The sequence below is a fragment of the Mycobacterium timonense genome (assembly GCF_025821985.1).
In the GTDB taxonomy this organism is placed as follows: Bacteria; Actinomycetota; Actinomycetes; order Mycobacteriales; family Mycobacteriaceae; genus Mycobacterium; species Mycobacterium avium.
On record NZ_JACKSY010000104.1, the window covers coordinates 277,722 to 293,757 of the forward strand.

Below are 16,036 nucleotides of genomic sequence, written 5' to 3' on the forward strand. Positions count from 1 at the left end.
GAGGGCTCAGAAGTTGATCATGTGCCCGGTCAGGCCGTGGAAGCATTCCTGCAGCGCCTCGGACATGGTCGGGTGGGTGTGCACGTTGCGGGCCAGCTCGGTGGCCGTCAGGTCCCACTTCTGCGCCAGGGTGAGCTCCGGCAGCAGCTCGGAGACGTCGTGGCCGACCAGGTGCCCGCCCAGCAGCTCACCGTATTTCGCGTCGGCGATCAGCTTGACGAACCCGCTGGGGTCGCCCACGCCGTGCGCCTTGCCGTTCGCGGTGAACGGGAACTTGGCCACCACCACGTCGTGCCCCTCGTCGCGGGCCTGCTGTTCGGTGAGCCCGAAGCTGGCGACGTTGGGCTGGCAGAAGGTGGCGCGCGGCATCATCCGGTAGTCGCCGAGCGCCAAAGTCTCTGCGCCGGCGATGGTTTCGGCGGCCACCACGCCTTGGGCCTCTGCGACGTGGGCCAGCTGCAGCTTGCCGGTGACGTCGCCGATGGCGTAGATGTGCTCGATGTTGGTGCGCATGTAGTCGGTGATGCCGATGGCCTTGCGGTCGGTCAGCGCGACCCCGGCCGCCTCCAGGCCGTAGCCCTCGACGTTGGGCGCAAAACCGATGGCCTGCAACACCTTTGCGGCCTTGAGTTCCTGGCTGTTGCCGTCCTTGCTGACCACCACCGTCACTTGCGAGCCGTCATCGGAGATGGATTCGACCTTGGTGCCGGTGAGGATCTTGACGCCCAGCTTCTTGAACTGCTTCTCGATCTCCTTGGACACGTCGGCGTCCTCGTTGGGCAGCGCGCGCGGCAGGAACTCGACGATGGTCACCTCGACGCCGTAGTTGTGCAGCACGTAGCCGAACTCCATGCCGATGGCGCCGGCGCCGGCGATGATGATCGACTCGGGCAACTCCCGGGACAGAATCTGTTCCTCGTAGGTGACCACGTTGGCCGACAGCGACGTGCCCGGAACCAGCCGGGTGCTGCTGCCGGTGGCGATGATCGCGTTGTCGAACGTGACCGTCTCGGTCCCGCCGTCGTTGAGCTCGACCGCCAGCGTGTGCGGGTCGGTGAACCGGCCGTAGCCGTGGATCTCGGTGATCTTGTTCTTCTTCATCAGGAAGTGCACGCCGGCGACGCGGCCCTCGGCCACCTTGCGGCTGCGGTCGAAGGCGGCGCCGTAGTCGAAGGTCGCCTCGCCGTTGATGCCGAACGTCTTGGCCTCTTTGGTGAAGATGTGGGCGAGTTCGGCGTTGCGCAGCAGCGCCTTGGACGGAATGCAGCCGACGTTGAGGCAGACGCCGCCCCAGTATTTCGGTTCGACGATGGCGGTGCTCAGCCCCAGCTGCGCGGCGCGGATGGCTGCCACATATCCGCCGGGACCGGCCCCGAGGACGACGACGTCATAGTGAGAAGTCACGTGCCCACCCTAGTGGGCGCCGGCTGGCAGCGGACAACGCCGTGAGTCGCGCCGCTCCCAACGCGCCGAGCGGTGGCCTCGAATCACGTCAGTACGGAACGACGCCCACCAGACAGTGCCCCACCCGCGCGCAGTAGTAATAGCCGTACAGCGGCGCCGCGGCCGCCAGCGCGGCGAACGGCCCGGACAGCACTGCCACCGCAAGCGCCGAAATCAGCGGCCTGGCCTCGACCATCGCCAGCATGACGCCGCCGACGACGCACACCACCACGAACACCAGCACCGCGAACAGCGCCGGGGTTTTGTCGATCGAGTGGTACCACCAGGAGAACAGGCCCAGCCCGACCACCGCCGACGCGGCCCACACCGCGAGCAGCACCAGGACCAACTTCCACCACTTGACGTAGAAGTAGCGGCCGGGCACGGCGACCGGCGGCACCGGGCCGGCGAACCCGGCCGGCTCCGGTTCGGGCTCCGGCTCCGGCCCCCGCTCGGCCGCGGGCTCGGCCGCCTCGGTGTCGTCGTCCTCGGCGTCATCGTCGAAGTCCGGCGCCCACGACTGGGTGCCGGTGTCGGCGGCGTCGTCGTCATCGGAGAAGTCGGGCACGAACGCCTCCGTGCCCGGGCTCGAGGCGTCCTTGTCGTCAGCCACCGGCGGTCACCCGCAATGCGACGAGCACCCCGAACCAGCCGGGCGCCACCGCCAGCACGAACGCACCCAGGGTGGTGACCCAGCGCCGCCCGGAGAACAGGATCAGGGCCAGGCCGATCACGCTGGGGATGCCGACCACCGCCGCGACCGCCAGGTCCGGGCGAACGCGGGCGTGCACGGCGACGGTGAACGCCACGCCGGCCAACAGCCCGACCGCGCTTCCGATCAGCATGGCGCCGGCCAGCACCCAGGGACGCGGAAAAGGAATCACCGTCTCGACTGTACTGCGGTGACCGGCGTCAAGGGCAGGTCCTGCAGGCCGCGTCGGCCACCACCGCGCCGCGCGCCGCGGGCCGTTCACCGTGCTGGTAGTCCGCGCCGGTGATGATCGGCGCGGCGGCCACGGCCGCCTGTTCGGCCGCGCTGAAAACCCTGCCGCGGGACAGGAACCGGACGCCGTCGGGGGCCTCCAGGCTGAACCCGCCGCCGCGGCCCGGCACCACGTCGATGACCAGCTGGGTGTGCTTGTCGCGGTAGTGCGCCGCGTACTGCGGGCCCGAGATCCATACCGGCACCCCATCAGCGCCGACGTCGAGCACACCGAGCAGCACGTCGCGATCGCCGACCAGGAAGTCGCCCACCGGATAGCACATCGGCGACGACCCGTCGCAGCAGCCGCCGGACTGGTGGAACATCACCGGGCCGTGCTGCCGCTGCAGCCGGGCCAGCACCTCGGCGGCCGCGGCGGTGATGACGACTCCGGACGGGGGCCGCGGCTCCATCTAAAAGAAGCCCTGCGCCTTGTTGCTGTAGGACACCAGCATGTTCTTGGTCTGCTGGTAGTGGTCGAGCATCATCTTGTGGTTCTCCCGGCCGATGCCGGACTGCTTGTAGCCGCCGAACGCCGCGTGCGCCGGATAGGCGTGATAGCAGTTCACCCACACCCGGCCGGCCTGGATGTCGCGGCCGGCGCGATAGGCGGTGTTGCCGTCTCGGGACCACACGCCCGCGCCCAGCCCGTACAGGGTGTCGTTGGCGATGGAGATGGCGTCGTCGTAATCGGTGAACGACGTCACCGCCACCACCGGCCCGAAGATCTCCTCCTGGAAGATGCGCATCTTGTTGTTGCCGGCGAAGATGGTGGGCTGCATGTAGAAGCCGCCGGACAGGTCGCCGCCCAGTTCGGCGCGTTCCCCGCCGGTGATGATCGTGGCGCCTTCGTCCTTGCCGATTGCGATGTAGGACAACACCTTTTCCAGCTGATCGTTGGACGCCTGCGAGCCCAGCATGGTCTCGGAATCCAGCGGGTCGCCCTGGCGGACCGCCTTGGTGCGGATCGCGGCCAGCTCCAGGAACTCGTCGTAGATGTCGGCCTGGATCAGGCTGCGCGACGGGCAGGTGCACACCTCGCCCTGGTTGAGGGCGAACATGGTGAAGCCCTCGAGCGCCTTGTCCTGGTAGTCGTCGGCCTTGGCCATCACGTCGGAGAAGAAGATGTTGGGGCTCTTGCCGCCGAGCTCCAGGGTGACCGGGATCAGGTTCTGGCTGGCGTACTGCATGATCAGCCGCCCGGTGGTGGTCTCGCCGGTGAAGGCGATCTTGGCGATTCGGTTGCTCGACGCCAGCGGCTTGCCGGCCTCGGCGCCGAATCCGTTGACCACGTTGACGACTCCGGGCGGCAGCAGGTCGCCGATCAGCGACATCAGGTAGAGCACCGAAACCGGGGTCTGCTCCGCGGGTTTGAGCACGACGGCGTTGCCGGCCGCCAGCGCGGGCGCCAATTTCCAGGCACCCATCAGGATCGGGAAGTTCCACGGGATGATCTGCCCGACCACGCCGAGCGGCTCGTGGAAGTGGTAGGCCACGGTGTCGTCGTCGATCTGGCTCAGCGAGCCCTCCTGCGCGCGCAGCGCCCCGGCGAAGTACCGGAAATGGTCGGCCGCCAACGGGATGTCGGCGGCCAGCGCCTCGCGGATCGGCTTGCCGTTGTCCCACACCTCGGCCACCGCGAGGGATTCCAGGTTCTCCTCGATGCGGTCGGCGATCTTGTTCAGGATCGCGGCCCGCTCCGGCGGCGCGGTCTTGCCCCACGCCGGCGCCGCGGCGTGGGCGGCGTCGAGCGCCTTGTCGACGTCGGCCTCATCCGAGCGGGCCACCTCGCAGAACGTCTGGCCGGTGACCGGTGTCGGGTTCTCGAAGTAGCGCCCGCGCGCCGGTGCAACCCACTGCCCCCCGATGAAGTTGTCGTAGCGGGATTCGTACGACATCAACGCCCCGGCCGAACCCGGACGTGCGAAGACAGTCATCTGCTCTCACTCCTCGTTCACCTGTGTAATACACCTCACACTACCGCCGCGACCACAATGGCTGGCATGACGTCGCACGCCCGCACCGATGCCGCCGCCGAGCACGACCCCTACCTGTGGCTCGAGGACATCACCGGCGAGCAGGCGCTGGATTGGGTGCGCGCCCGCAACGAGCCGACGCTGGCCCGCTTCCGCGACGCCGAGTTCGAGCGGATGCGCGTCGAGGCGCTCGAGGTGCTCGACACCGACGCCCGCATCCCGTACGTGGTCCGCCGCGGCGAGCACCTCTACAACTTCTGGCGCGACGCTGACAACCCGCGCGGGCTGTGGCGGCGCACCACGCTGGACAGTTACCGCACCGACGCGCCCGAGTGGGAGGTGCTGATCGACGTCGACGAGCTGGGCCGCGCCGACGGCGAGAAATGGGTGTGGGCCGGCGCCGCCGTCATCCACCCCGAATACACCCGCGCGCTGATCAGCTTGTCCCGCGGCGGCTCGGACGCCTGCATCGTGCGTGAATTCGACATGCAGACAAAGCAATTCGTCGATGACGGGTTCGCGCTCGCCGAGGCCAAGTCGCAGCTCAGCTGGGAGGACCCCGACACCGTGCTGGTCGGCACGGACTTCGGCCCCGGCACCCTCACCGAGTCCGGCTATCCGCGGGTGGTCAAGCGGTGGCGCCGGGGCACGCCGCTGGACGAGGCGCAGACGGTGTTCGAGGGCGCCCGCTCCGACGTGAACGTGGTGGCCAGCGTCAGCCGCATCCCCGGCTTCGAGCGCACCCTGATCGGCCGGGCGCTGGACTTCTGGAACGAAGAGGTCTACGAGCTGCGGGGCGGCCAGCTCGTCCGCATCGACACCCCGACCGACGCCAGTGTGAGCCTGCACCGCCAGTGGCTGCTGGTCGAGTTGCGCAGCGACTGGACGCTGGGCACCCGCACCTACGCCGCGGGCTCGCTGCTGGCCGCCGACTACGAGGAATTCCTTTCCGGCGCACGGGATTTCCGCGTCGTCTTCGAACCCGACGAGCACACCGCGCTCAACCACTACGCGTGGACCGAAGACCGGCTGCTGATGGTGACCCTGGTCGACGTGGCCAGCCGCGTCGAGATCGTCAGGCCCGGTGACTGGCGGCGCGAGCAGCTGGCCGGGATCCCGGCCGCGACCAACACCGTCGTCGTCTCCGCGGACGACACCGGCGACGAATTCTTCCTGGACTCCAGCGGATTCGACTCACCGTCGCGGCTGATGCGGGGCACCGACGACGGGCGACTCGAGCAGCTCAAGACTGCCCCGGCCTTCTTCGATGCCGAAAACATCAGCGTGGCACAGTATTTCGTCGACTCCACCGACGGCACACCGATCCCCTACTTCGTGGTGCGGCCGACCGGCCCGGCGGCCGACCGGCCCGGGCCCACCCTGCTCTACGGCTACGGCGGCTTCGAGTCCTCGAACACCCCCGGCTACAGCGGGGTGCTGGGCCGGCTGTGGCTGGCCCGCGGCGGCACCTACGTGCTGGCCAACATCCGCGGCGGCGGCGAGTACGGCCCCGGCTGGCACACCCAGGCGATCCGCGAGGGCCGGCACAAGGTGCACGAGGACTTCGCCGCTGTGGCAACCGATTTGGTGGACCGCGGCATCACGACGGTCGCCCAACTCGGGGCCCAGGGCGGCAGCAACGGCGGACTGCTGATGGGCATCATGTTGACCAAGTATCCGGAGAAGTTCGGCGCGCTGGTGTGCAGCGTGCCGCTGCTGGACATGAAGCGCTACCACCTGCTGCTGGCCGGCGCCTCCTGGGTGGCCGAATACGGCGACCCGGACAACCCGGACGACTGGGCGTTCATCTCCGAATACTCGCCGTACCAGAATATTTCGGCGACGCGCCGGTACCCGCCGGTGCTGATCACCACCTCCACCCGCGACGACCGGGTGCACCCGGGGCATGCCCGCAAGATGGCGGCCGCGCTGGAGGCCGCCGGCCACCGGGTGTACTACTACGAGAACATCGAGGGCGGTCATGCCGGGGCGGCGGACAACGAGCAGGTGGCGTTCAAGTCGGCGCTGACCTATTCGTTCCTGTGGCAGACGCTCGGCCGGCCCTAAGATCGTCGACGTGTCGGCGCAACGGATCGAACTCACCCTGCTGGCGACCGGACTGATCTTCATCCTGGTTTCGGCGGCGCAGGCGCGCTACCGGTTCATCAACGACCGGCGGGCCGGCCGGCGCTTCTACTGGGCGACATCGGTGATCGGCATCGTCTGCTTCGCGTTCGGGACCGGCCGGCTGTGGCCCAACGGCGTCCTGGCGGTGGCGATCTTCGCGGCCGTGGTGGCCTTCTCGGCCTACCTCACCACCCCGTACCTGAAGATCAACGGCCGCATCTATGCGTCTTCGCCGGAAAACCGCGAGCCCGATCCCTAAGTTAGGGCCATGCCCTCCGACTTCGAAACGCTGCTGTACACCACGGCCGGTCCGGTCGCCACGATCACGCTGAACCGCCCGGACCAGCTCAACACCATCGTGCCGCCGATGCCCGACGAGATCGAGGCCGCCGTTGGGCGGGCCGAGCGCGACCCGGCCATCAAGGTCATCGTGCTGCGCGGAGCGGGCCGGGCCTTCTCCGGCGGCTACGACTTCGGCGGCGGTTTTCAGCACTGGGGCGAGGCCATGATGACCGACGGCCGCTGGGACCCGGGCAAGGATTTCGCGATGGTCAGCGCCCGCGAGACCGGCCCGACCCAGAAATTCATGGCCATCTGGCGGGCCTCCAAACCGGTGATCGCGCAGGTGCACGGCTGGTGTGTGGGCGGGGCCAGCGACTACGCGCTGTGCGCGGACCTGGTCATCGCCAGCGAGGACGCCGTGATCGGCACGCCCTACAGCAGGATGTGGGGGGCGTATCTGACCGGGATGTGGCTCTACCGGCTGAGCCTGGCCAAGGCGAAGTGGCATGCGCTGACGGGACGGCCGCTGACCGGCGTGCAGGCCGCCGAGATCGAGCTGATCAACGAGGCGGTGCCGTTCGAGCGGCTGGAGGCGCGGGTCGCCGAGGTCGCCGCCGAGCTGGCGCGCATCCCGCTGTCGCAGCTGCAGGCGCAGAAGCTGATCGTCAACCAGGCCTACGAGAACATGGGGCTGGCGTCCACCCAGACGCTGGGCGGCATCCTCGACGGGCTGATGCGCAACACCCCCGACGCGCTGGAGTTCATCAAGATCGCCGAGACGCGGGGGGTGCGGGCCGCCGTCGAGCGCCGCGACGGCCCGTTCGGCGACTACAGCCAGGCCCCGCCGGAGCTGCGGCCCGATCCGAGCCACGTCATCGTCCCTGATCGCGATGGATAGTGAGATGCACTAGCGATCACGCTGGCGGTGACCTGGGAACTGTTCGCGCCGGGCCGAGAAGTGCTACCGTAACGTCTATGTCTCGGCTGAGTAGAGGCCTGCGTGCAGGCGCCGCGTTCGTTGCCCTGGGTGTCACCGCTGCGATCTTCCCGTCGACCGCGGTGGCCGACTCGACGGAGGACTTCCCGATCCCCCGCCGGATGATCAACACCACGTGCGACGCCGAGCAGATCCTGGCGGCCACGCGGGACACCAGCCCGGTGTACTACCAGCGCTACATGATCGACTTCAACAACCACCCCAACGTCCAGCAGGCGACCATCGACAAGGCGCACTGGTTCTACGCGTTGTCGCCGCAGGACCGCCGGAACTACTCCGAGAACTTCTATGCGCCCCAGGCCGATCCGCTGTGGGAGGCCTGGCCCAACCACATGAAGATCTTCTGGAACAACAAGGGCGTGGTGGCCAAGGCCACCGACATCTGCAACCAGTACCCGCCCGGCGACATGTCGGTGTGGAACTGGTCGTAATCGCTTAGCCCGATTCCTTAGCCCCTCAGCGAGGCTGGACCACGCCGCCCGGCGGGTGCTCGTCGACGTCGGCGAGGATCAGCTCGCGCACGGCCCGACGCGGTCCGTAGGGCCGCAGCATGGTGCTGGCCGGGCGTGGACGCACGTGCTGCGGCCACCAGAACCAGCGCCCGAGCAGGGTGGCCAGTGACGGCGTCATGAACGACCGCACGATCAGGGTGTCAAACAGCAGGCCCAGCGCGATCGTCGTACCCACCTGGGCCATCACCAGCAGCGGGCTGAACATGAACGTGGCCATGGTGGCGGCGAACACCAGACCGGCGGAGGTCACCACCGAGCCCGAACCGGCCATCGCGCGGATCGTCCCGGTCTTGAGCCCGGCGTGGATCTCCTCCTTGAACCGCGAGATCAACAGCAGGTTGTAGTCCGAGCCGACCGCCAGCAGCAGGATGACCGCCATCGCCAGCACCATCCAGTGCAACTTCAGGCCCAGGAGGTACTGCCACAGCAGCACCGAGAGGCCGAACGAGGCGCCCAGCGACAGCAACACCGTACCGACGATCACGAAGGCCGCCACGACGCTGCGGGTGATCACCAGCATGATGATGAAAATCAGTGTGGCCGCGGCGATTCCGGCGATCAACAGGTCGATGTTGGAGCCGTCGTGCATGTCCTTGTACGTCGCGGCGGTGCCGCCGAGGTAGACCTTGGCGCCCTCCCAGGGGGTGCCCTTGATCGCCTCGTGCACGGCCTGCTTGATCGGTTCGATGTGCCTGATGCCCTCGGGACTGGCCGGGTCGCCTTCGTGGGAGATGATCAGCCGGACCGCGCGCCCGTCGGGCGAGATGAAATTTTTCAGGCCTCGCGCGAAGTCCGGGCTCTTGAACGCCTCCGGCGGAAGGTAGAACGTGTCGTCGTTCTTCGCCTTGTCGAAGGCATCGCCCTGGGCGGTGGCGTTGTCGGCCTGCGCTTTGGCCTGGTCGTTGAGGCCCTGGGTGATCGCGTAGTTCGACATGATGGTGTCGAGGTTGCGCTGCTGACTCTCGATCTGCGGCGGGATCAGCGCCACCAGCTTCGGCTGAATCCTGTCCAGCTTGTCCAGGTTCGCGCTGAGGTTCACGATGTTCTCGGCCACTTGGTCGATGCCGTCGAGCGCGTTGAAGACCGACCGCAGCGCCCAGCAGACCGGGATGTCGTAACAGTGCTTCTCCCAATAGAAGTAGCTGCGGATCGGCCGGAGGAAGTCGTCGAAGTTGGCGATGTCGTCGCGCAACCTCTCGGTGATCTGCACGGTTTCCTTGGTGAGCCTGGTGGTTTCGTGGGTGGTGTTGCTCAGGTCCTGGGTGACCTGCATCTGCTCATGCAGCGTCGCCATCGTCTTGCGCAGCTCGTCTGCCTGCTTGAGTAGATTGTTCGCCTGCTCCTCCTGGTAGTGCTGGGTCTGCAGCCGCCCCGCGGCCTGCGCACCCATCTGAAAACCCAGCGTGCTGTGGTCGAGCGGCGTGCCCAACGGCCGGGTGATGGTCTGCACCCGGCCGATCCCGGGGATGTGGAAGACCGCCTTGGCGACTTTGTCCAGGACGATGAAGTCGGCCGGGTTGCGCAGGTCGTGATCGGTCTCGATCATCAACAGCTCGGGATTGAGCCGAGCCTGGTCGAAATGCCGGTCCGCGGCGGCATAACCGACATTGGCCGGGGTGTCCGCCGGCAGGAAGTGGCGGTTGTCGTAGTCCGTCTTGTAACCGGGCAGGGCGAGCAGACCGACCAGTGCGACCGCGATCGTCACCGCCAGAACCGGCGCGGGCCAGCGGACGACCGCGGTGCCCATCCGGCGCCAGCCCCGGGTCTGCAGCGTGCGCTTCGGATCCATCAGCTTGAAGAACGAGGCGACCGTCAGCATCGCCGGAGCCAGCGTCAACGCCGCCAACACCGCGACCAGCATGCCGACCGCACACGGCACCCCCAGCGACTGGAAGTACGGCAGTCGGCAGAAGCTCAGGCAATACATCGCGCCGGCGATGGTCAGGCCGGATCCGAGCACCACATGCGCGGTGCTGTGGAACATGGTGTAGAACGCCTGCTCGCGGGTTTCGCCCAGCCCACGCGCCTCGTGATAGCGCCCGACCACGAAGATCGCGTAGTCCGTCCCGGCGGCGATCGCCATCAGCACCAGCATGTTGTTGGCGAAGGTCGACAGCCCCATCACGCCGTAGTTGCCGAGCGTCGCGACGACACCGCGGGCCGCCGCCAGCTCGATGAACACCATGCCCAGCATGACCGCGACGGTGATGATCGACCGGTAGACGACTAGCAGCATCACGATGATCACCACGAAGGTGATGAGGGTGACGACCGCGACGCCCTTCTCACCCGCGTGGGACTGGTCGGCGAACAGCGGACCCGCGCCGGTGACATACGCCTTGATTCCCGGCGGCGCGGGCACCGAGTCCACGATCTTGCGCACCGCCAGGGCAGACTCGTTCGCCAGGCCGCCGCCCATGTTGCCGGCGAGGTACACCTGGACGTAGGCGGCCTTCTGGTCGTGGCTCTGGGAACCCGCCGCCGTCAGCGGATCGCTCCAGAAATCCTGGACGTGCTGCACGTGTTTCTTGTCCTGCTCGACGCGCCTGACGATCTCGTCGTAATAGCGGTGCGCCTCGGCCCCGAGGGGCTTGTCGCCCTCCAGCAGGATCATGGCCGAGTTGTCGGAGTTGAACTCCTTGAACGTCGCTCCGACCTTCATCATCGACTGGAAGGAGGCCGCGTCGGTCGGGCTCATCGACACCGAGTGGGTTTTGGCGACCACCTCCAGCTGCGGGGCCACCGTGTTGGTGATGAACACGATGCCCAACCACACCAGGACGATCGGCAGGGCCAGCCGATGGATCATCCGCGGCAGGAACGGCGGGATCAGCGGCTGATCGACGCGCGGCGCAGCCTCGACCGGCTCGCTCATGCGGACTTGTCCAGGCAGTAGACGAACGCGTTCACGGTCTGGTTGGGATCCGAGCGATTCGGGGTCTTGATGACGTCACCGCTGCCGTCGTGCTTGTTCACCACGAACTGGCAGGCGATCCAGCTGCCGTCTCCTTGCGCCACCAGGTTTGCCGGGATGCCGGGTTTCGTTGAACTCAATACTTTGCTCCAGGGCAAGGGCACGTTGAGTGCCTGCTGCGGATGGGAGTTTTCGTCGAGATAGTTGATGGTTGCCGTGCTGCCCGGCGGGCCCCAGACCTGAAGCGTGATGGTCTTGGCGTTGAACTCGTCGAGCACCTCCCCCGAGGTGCCGCCGCCGAACGACCCGGGGTGCACACCGAAGATGCCGTGCAACCGGTAGACGACGAACCCCGACAGCGCGACGACGGCCGCGATCGTCAGCACCAGCCAGAAACGGCCCAGAAACCCCTTCTTCCTGGCGCGCTGCCGGGCGGTCTCGCCGCCCTCGCGGCCCGCGGAGTCCTGCTTGTTCAACGGCTCGGTCCTTGGCTCGGTCGTCGTCATGGGCGCGCCCCCCTTTCTGCGATCATGCCGATTGCGGGATGAGGCCGATGCACGTGGCGGTCAACAGCCGGGTCAGCGCGGAGGCGAAGTCCAGATTCCATTCCGGCGGAACGACTTCCGGCTCCTCTGCGTAGGCGTCGGTGAGCCGTTCCGGGGGGTTGGCCACCTGCCACAGCGTGGCCGCCAGCGAGTAGGCGGCCAGCAGGATGTCCAGCGACCCCGAGCGCCCGAGTTCGGGCAGCGCCCGCTGGATGGAGTCGGCGAGGGACAGCGTGGCGGCGGTGCTGATCCGCTTGACCTCGACCACGCGTTCGGCGTCCACCTCGTGTTCCAGGTGCAGGTGCAGGTTGGCCAGCAGGTCGCAGAACAGCGGATCGTCGGCCAGGGCGTCGGCCAGCGTCTCGGCGATCCGCGACGGCGTCGCGGCGCCGGGCTGGGCGAGCTTGTCCGACACCGTGTTCGACCACCGCACCCAGCCCTCGGCGGACAGGTGCAGCAGGACCTCCTTGTGCGAGGTGAAGTAGCGGCGCACCGCCGAGTAGTGGATCCCGGCGCGGCGGGCGACGGCGGTCAGCGTGACCGACGCGACGCCCGTCTCCAGCGCCAGCGAACGGGCCGCCTCCACGAGGGCCTCCGCACGTTGGCGCTTCTTCTCCTCGGTGCGGGCGCGCTGGAATGTTAGTTGCGCCACCGGCCGAGCGTAACGCACATTATGTGATTTGTATAACGCACGTGGCGTGATTTGTCGTTGGCCACTGAGCCCCGCCGCGACGCGTCAAGCTGGACGGGTGCAGACCATCGCCCTGATCGGGTTCCTCGGCGGCCTGATCACCGGGATCTCGCCGTGCATCCTGCCGGTGCTGCCGGTGATACTGCTGTCCGGCATGGACGGCGACCGGCGCGGCGTGGGCTCCGCGGCGCGGCCCTACCTGGTGATCGCGGGCCTGGTGTGCAGCTTCAGCGTGGCCACGCTGATCGGCTCGGCGCTGCTGACGGCGCTGCACCTGCCCCAGGATGCGATCCGGTGGACCGCCCTGGTGGTGCTGACCGCCATCGGGCTGGGACTGATCTTCCCGCCGCTGCAGCAACTGATCGAGCGACCGTTCGCCTACCTGCCGCAGCGCCAAAGTCGGCCCGGCGCAGACGGTTTCGGCCTGGGCCTGACGTTGGGCGCGCTGTACGTGCCGTGCGCCGGACCGGTGCTTGCCGCGATCGTGGTGGCCGGCGGCACCTCCTCGATCGGCCCCGGCGCGCTGGTGTTGACCGCGACGTTCGCCGCCGGAAACGCGCTGCCGCTGCTGGCCTTCGCGCTGGCCGGCCGGCGCGTCGCCCAGCGGGTCGCGGCGTTCCGCCGCCGGCAGCGGGCGATACAGGTCGCCGGCGGGATCGCGATGATCGTGCTGGCCGTCGCGCTGGTGTTCAACCTGCCCGCGATGCTGCAGCGCGCCGTCCCGGACTACACCACCGCGATGCAGAACCGGTTGGGCGCCAACGACCTTCAGCGCAGTCTGAGCCCCCCCGGGCCGCCGCCGACCCAGGGCGGCGCGCTGCAGCTGAGCCCGGGCGACGTCACCGGCGGCGGGGCGCTGTCCGACTGTTCCGACGGGTTGGCGGAGCTGCAGCGGTGCGGGCCGGCGCCCGCGCTCACCGGGATCACCGGGTGGCTCAACACCCCGGACGGCAAACCGCTCGACCCGGCGGCGGTGCGCGGCAAGGTGATCCTGATCGACTTCTGGGCCTACTCGTGCATCAACTGCCAGCGCGCCATCCCGCACGTAATCGATTGGTACGACCGGTATCACGACAGCGGATTCCTGGTCATCGGGGTGCACACCCCGGAATACGCCTTCGAACGGGTCCCGGGCAACGTGGCCAGCGGCGCGGCCGACCTGCACATCGGCTATCCGATCGCCCTGGACAACGACTACGCGACGTGGAACAACTACCAGAACCTGTACTGGCCGGCCGAGTACCTGATCGACGCGACCGGGCAGGTGCGGCACACCAAGTTCGGCGAAGGCGACTACGACGGCACCGAACGGCTGATCCGCGAACTGCTCGCCGCCGCCCATCCCGGCGCGCGGCTACCCGCCCCGGCGAACACCGCCGACACCACACCGCAGTCCAGGCTCACCCCGGAGACCTACCTGGGCGTGGGCAAGGCCGGAAACTACGGCGGCACCGGCGATTACCGGTCGGGCACCGCGACGCTGAGCTATCCGGCCACCCTGGGCGAGGACAGGTTCGCGCTGCGCGGGCGCTGGACGCTGGACGACCAGGGCGCCACCGCGGCCGGCGACGACTGCGCGGTCCGGCTGAACTACACCGCCAAAGACGTCTACGCCGTCGTCGGCGGCACCGGCACCCTGACCGTGACCCGGGACGGAACGACCACCACGACGCCGATCGGCGGGGCGCCCACCCTGCACCGGATCGTCGCCGACGACTCCGCGCACCGCGACCAGCTGGACATGCGCGTCAGCCCAGGGCTGCAGGTCTTCTCGTTCACCTTCGGCTAGCCGCACCGGCCAGGCCGCCCAGCACCGCCACCAGCACGCCCAGCCCCGCCAGCGCCGCCCCGGCCAGCAGCGTGGCGTTGAGCCATTGGTGCACACCGGATTCGGCGTGCGCGACCATCACCTCGGCGATGCGGCGGACGTTGCCGGTGGTGTGGTTGAGCGCGTCGTTGACGTAGCGGCCGGCCGCCTCCAGGCCGGCCCATCCGGCCGCGCCGACCAGCAGCGCCGCGACGCCCAGGCTGCTGAGCGCCTTGCCGCGGCGCCGGGCGGCGGCCAGCGTCAGCAGCGCGCCCACCCCGCACAGCGCCGCCGACCCCAGGCTCAGCCACGGCCCCCAGCGCGTCAGCCCGCTGAGCCGGCCCTGCCGAGGCACCGAAACGGTAAGCGGCACAGTCAGTTTCGCCGGGACCGCGACGTTGTGCCGGCGCAGCAGCGGCCGGATCGAGGGGTCGTCGAGCATCGGGGCCACATCGACCGCCCACTGGTCGCCGCCCGCGCCGGACCCGTCGAACAGCCAGGCGTGCGCGGCGCGGTTGGCCTGGGCGAACAACGGCGGAAACGCCGGCCCCGCGGTGAACGCGGCAGCGGCGTCGTGCACCTGCGTACCGTCCACCGGGTAGCGGCCGCCGCCGTGCTCGGCGATCAAAGCCATTGCCCGCGTGGTGAGTTCGGCTGCCATGGCGGATTGCAGGGCCGGGTCGGCGGCGGCCCGGCGGGCCAGCGCGGCATAGCCGTCGGCGTCGACGACGTGCAGCTGCACCCATCCCGCCGGCACCGCCACCGCCAGGGCCAGCGTGGCGATCAGCCACCCCAGCACGACGCCCGCGAATCGCACGGCCGCGAATCTACTGAATTCCCCGCACGTATGCGGCCTGCCCGAGGTGCTGGGCGCAGTCGTCGATGATGCTCACCAGCCGCGCGCTGGCCGTCACCGGCGGGTCCCAGTTGGTGTCCACGACGCGGCTCAGCTCCCCGGCGGTCACCCCGCCGATGTATTCGCAGGTGAGCTCGTGCACCGCGTGGTAGTAGCCGGACAGCAGGTCGGCGGGCGCCCGCACCTTGGCGACGTCCTCGGGCGTATGCCCGTAGCCGGTGTCGTTGCGCGGCAGGTCCAGCCCGAACCGGTCCACCCAGCCGTCGCGGGTCCACACCTGCTCCACCCCGGCGATGTCGGCCAGCTGGATGTCCTGCACCCGGGCGCTGTGCCAGATCAGCCAGGCGATGCTGTTGGCGTCGGGGGTCGGGCGGTAGCCCGACACCTCGTCGGTCAACCCGTCGGTGAGTTCGTCGACGTGTTCGATCAGCCGGGTGAACGCGTCGCGCAGCAGCTCTCGGGTAACGGCGTCGCTGTCAGCTCGCATAAGGCCGACCCTACGCGCCGTGCCAGACCGCCTCGACGTTGTTGCCGTCGGGGTCGCGCACGAACGCACCGAAATAGCCGGGGTGGTATTCGGGCCACAGCCGCGGCGGGTGCAGCACCTCGGCGCCCAGCTCGACGGCCGCCCGGTGGAAGGCACGCACCGCGTCCTCGTCGGCGGCCTCGAAGGCCAGGTGCACCTCCCGGTTGGGGCCCGCGGGCGCGTCCGAGATCCAGAAGGTCGGTTTGCCCGCCCGGCCGTAGCCGATGGCTGGCCCCACATCCAGCTGCCGGGAGAAACCCAGGGTGCCCAGCACGGCGTCGTAAAACCGCTGAGATTCCGCGTAGTTGGCGCAGTTGATTCCCACGTGATCGATCACGGAACAGATCCTGGCACGACCGGCGGGAACGGTCGTAGATT

At 68.7% G+C, this 16,036-nt stretch carries 16 protein-coding genes; 5 read left to right on the forward strand and 11 right to left on the reverse strand.

From position 1 onward, the window contains the following. Positions 1–6: 6 nt before the first annotated feature. The 5 genes from lpdA to adh all read right to left on the reverse strand — a co-directional run bounded on the left by lpdA (position 7) and on the right by adh (position 4,362). Positions 7–1,404 (reverse strand): dihydrolipoyl dehydrogenase, encoded by a 1,398-nt coding sequence (gene lpdA / locus H7I87_RS23875; protein ID WP_003873752.1) that lies wholly within the window; start codon positions 1,402–1,404, stop codon positions 7–9. An 88-nt stretch (positions 1,405–1,492) separates the two neighbouring features. Next, positions 1,493–2,056 carry a hypothetical protein gene (locus H7I87_RS23880; protein ID WP_009979332.1) on the reverse strand — a complete coding sequence of 188 codons (564 nt, stop codon included), beginning with the start codon at positions 2,054–2,056 and terminating at the stop codon, positions 1,493–1,495. After that, complete coding sequence (locus tag H7I87_RS23885) at positions 2,049–2,327, reverse strand: putative holin (protein ID WP_011726193.1); 279 nt, start codon at positions 2,325–2,327, stop codon at positions 2,049–2,051. The genes H7I87_RS23880 and H7I87_RS23885 overlap by 8 nt, the downstream gene beginning before the upstream one ends. Positions 2,328–2,355: 28 nt before the next feature. After that, entirely contained in the window at positions 2,356–2,838 is a 483-nt protein-coding gene (locus H7I87_RS23890) for a DUF779 domain-containing protein (protein ID WP_009979335.1), read from the reverse strand. After that, positions 2,839–4,362, reverse strand: coding sequence for an aldehyde dehydrogenase (gene adh / locus H7I87_RS23895; protein WP_009979336.1), 1,524 nt, complete (start codon positions 4,360–4,362; stop codon positions 2,839–2,841). It abuts the gene before it with no gap. A 66-nt stretch (positions 4,363–4,428) separates the two neighbouring features. On the opposite strand from adh, the gene H7I87_RS23900 reads away from it, so the two are divergent. The 4 genes from H7I87_RS23900 to H7I87_RS23915 all read left to right on the forward strand — a co-directional run bounded on the left by H7I87_RS23900 (position 4,429) and on the right by H7I87_RS23915 (position 8,238). Further along, positions 4,429–6,468 carry a prolyl oligopeptidase family serine peptidase gene (locus tag H7I87_RS23900; protein WP_019731988.1) on the forward strand — a complete coding sequence of 680 codons (2,040 nt, stop codon included), beginning with the start codon at positions 4,429–4,431 and terminating at the stop codon, positions 6,466–6,468. A gap of 10 nt (positions 6,469–6,478) precedes the next feature. Continuing rightward, positions 6,479–6,787 (forward strand): hypothetical protein, encoded by a 309-nt coding sequence (locus H7I87_RS23905; protein ID WP_011726194.1) that lies wholly within the window; start codon positions 6,479–6,481, stop codon positions 6,785–6,787. Positions 6,788–6,796: 9 nt separating this feature from the next. After that, a complete protein-coding gene (locus H7I87_RS23910) occupies positions 6,797–7,708 on the forward strand; it encodes a crotonase/enoyl-CoA hydratase family protein (RefSeq protein ID WP_011726195.1) in 912 nt (303 codons plus the stop codon). A 77-nt stretch (positions 7,709–7,785) separates the two neighbouring features. Continuing rightward, on the forward strand, positions 7,786–8,238 hold the full coding sequence (locus H7I87_RS23915) for a DUF5078 domain-containing protein (RefSeq protein ID WP_003873761.1): 453 nt from the start codon (positions 7,786–7,788) through the stop codon (positions 8,236–8,238). Positions 8,239–8,263: 25 nt separating this feature from the next. Here H7I87_RS23915 and H7I87_RS23920 read toward each other — a convergent pair whose 3' ends face one another. Genes H7I87_RS23920 through H7I87_RS23930 form a run of 3 tightly spaced genes read right to left on the reverse strand, consistent with a single transcriptional unit; the run spans position 8,264 to position 12,448 of the window. Beyond that, a complete protein-coding gene (locus tag H7I87_RS23920) occupies positions 8,264–11,194 on the reverse strand; it encodes an MMPL/RND family transporter (RefSeq protein WP_011726196.1) in 2,931 nt (976 codons plus the stop codon). Further along, positions 11,191–11,739, reverse strand: a complete 549-nt coding sequence (locus H7I87_RS23925; RefSeq protein WP_003873763.1) for an MmpS family transport accessory protein — start codon at positions 11,737–11,739, stop codon at positions 11,191–11,193. The genes H7I87_RS23920 and H7I87_RS23925 overlap by 4 nt, the downstream gene beginning before the upstream one ends. A gap of 22 nt (positions 11,740–11,761) precedes the next feature. Continuing rightward, complete coding sequence (locus H7I87_RS23930; RefSeq protein WP_010950176.1) at positions 11,762–12,448, reverse strand: TetR/AcrR family transcriptional regulator; 687 nt, start codon at positions 12,446–12,448, stop codon at positions 11,762–11,764. 79 nt (positions 12,449–12,527) lie between these two features. On the opposite strand from H7I87_RS23930, the gene H7I87_RS23935 reads away from it, so the two are divergent. Further along, entirely contained in the window at positions 12,528–14,258 is a 1,731-nt protein-coding gene (locus tag H7I87_RS23935; protein ID WP_009979345.1) for a cytochrome c biogenesis protein DipZ, read from the forward strand. Here H7I87_RS23935 and H7I87_RS23940 read toward each other — a convergent pair. From H7I87_RS23940 to H7I87_RS23950, 3 genes are read right to left on the reverse strand one after another with little or no spacing between them, the layout of a single operon-like run. Then, complete coding sequence (locus tag H7I87_RS23940) at positions 14,245–15,093, reverse strand: hypothetical protein (protein WP_011726197.1); 849 nt, start codon at positions 15,091–15,093, stop codon at positions 14,245–14,247. The two genes, H7I87_RS23935 and H7I87_RS23940, sit on opposite strands and share 14 nt — an antisense overlap. A 10-nt stretch (positions 15,094–15,103) precedes the next feature. Beyond that, positions 15,104–15,619 carry a mycothiol transferase gene (locus H7I87_RS23945; protein WP_009979349.1) on the reverse strand — a complete coding sequence of 172 codons (516 nt, stop codon included), beginning with the start codon at positions 15,617–15,619 and terminating at the stop codon, positions 15,104–15,106. Between the two features lie 10 nt (positions 15,620–15,629). Next, complete coding sequence (locus tag H7I87_RS23950; RefSeq protein WP_009979350.1) at positions 15,630–15,995, reverse strand: VOC family protein; 366 nt, start codon at positions 15,993–15,995, stop codon at positions 15,630–15,632. Positions 15,996–16,036 lie beyond the last annotated feature (41 nt).

Coding starts and splice junctions, on each gene's coding strand:
- adh (WP_009979336.1), bottom strand. CDS start 4,362: ATGACTGTCTTCGCACGTCCGGGTTCGGCCGGGGCGTTGATGTCGTAC.
- H7I87_RS23915 (WP_003873761.1), top strand. CDS start 7,786: ATGTCTCGGCTGAGTAGAGGCCTGCGTGCAGGCGCCGCGTTCGTTGCC.
- H7I87_RS23920 (WP_011726196.1), bottom strand. CDS start 11,194: ATGAGCGAGCCGGTCGAGGCTGCGCCGCGCGTCGATCAGCCGCTGATC.
- H7I87_RS23945 (WP_009979349.1), bottom strand. CDS start 15,619: ATGCGAGCTGACAGCGACGCCGTTACCCGAGAGCTGCTGCGCGACGCG.
- H7I87_RS23900 (WP_019731988.1), top strand. CDS start 4,429: ATGACGTCGCACGCCCGCACCGATGCCGCCGCCGAGCACGACCCCTAC.
- H7I87_RS23890 (WP_009979335.1), bottom strand. CDS start 2,838: ATGGAGCCGCGGCCCCCGTCCGGAGTCGTCATCACCGCCGCGGCCGCC.
- H7I87_RS23910 (WP_011726195.1), top strand. CDS start 6,797: ATGCCCTCCGACTTCGAAACGCTGCTGTACACCACGGCCGGTCCGGTC.
- H7I87_RS23925 (WP_003873763.1), bottom strand. CDS start 11,739: ATGACGACGACCGAGCCAAGGACCGAGCCGTTGAACAAGCAGGACTCC.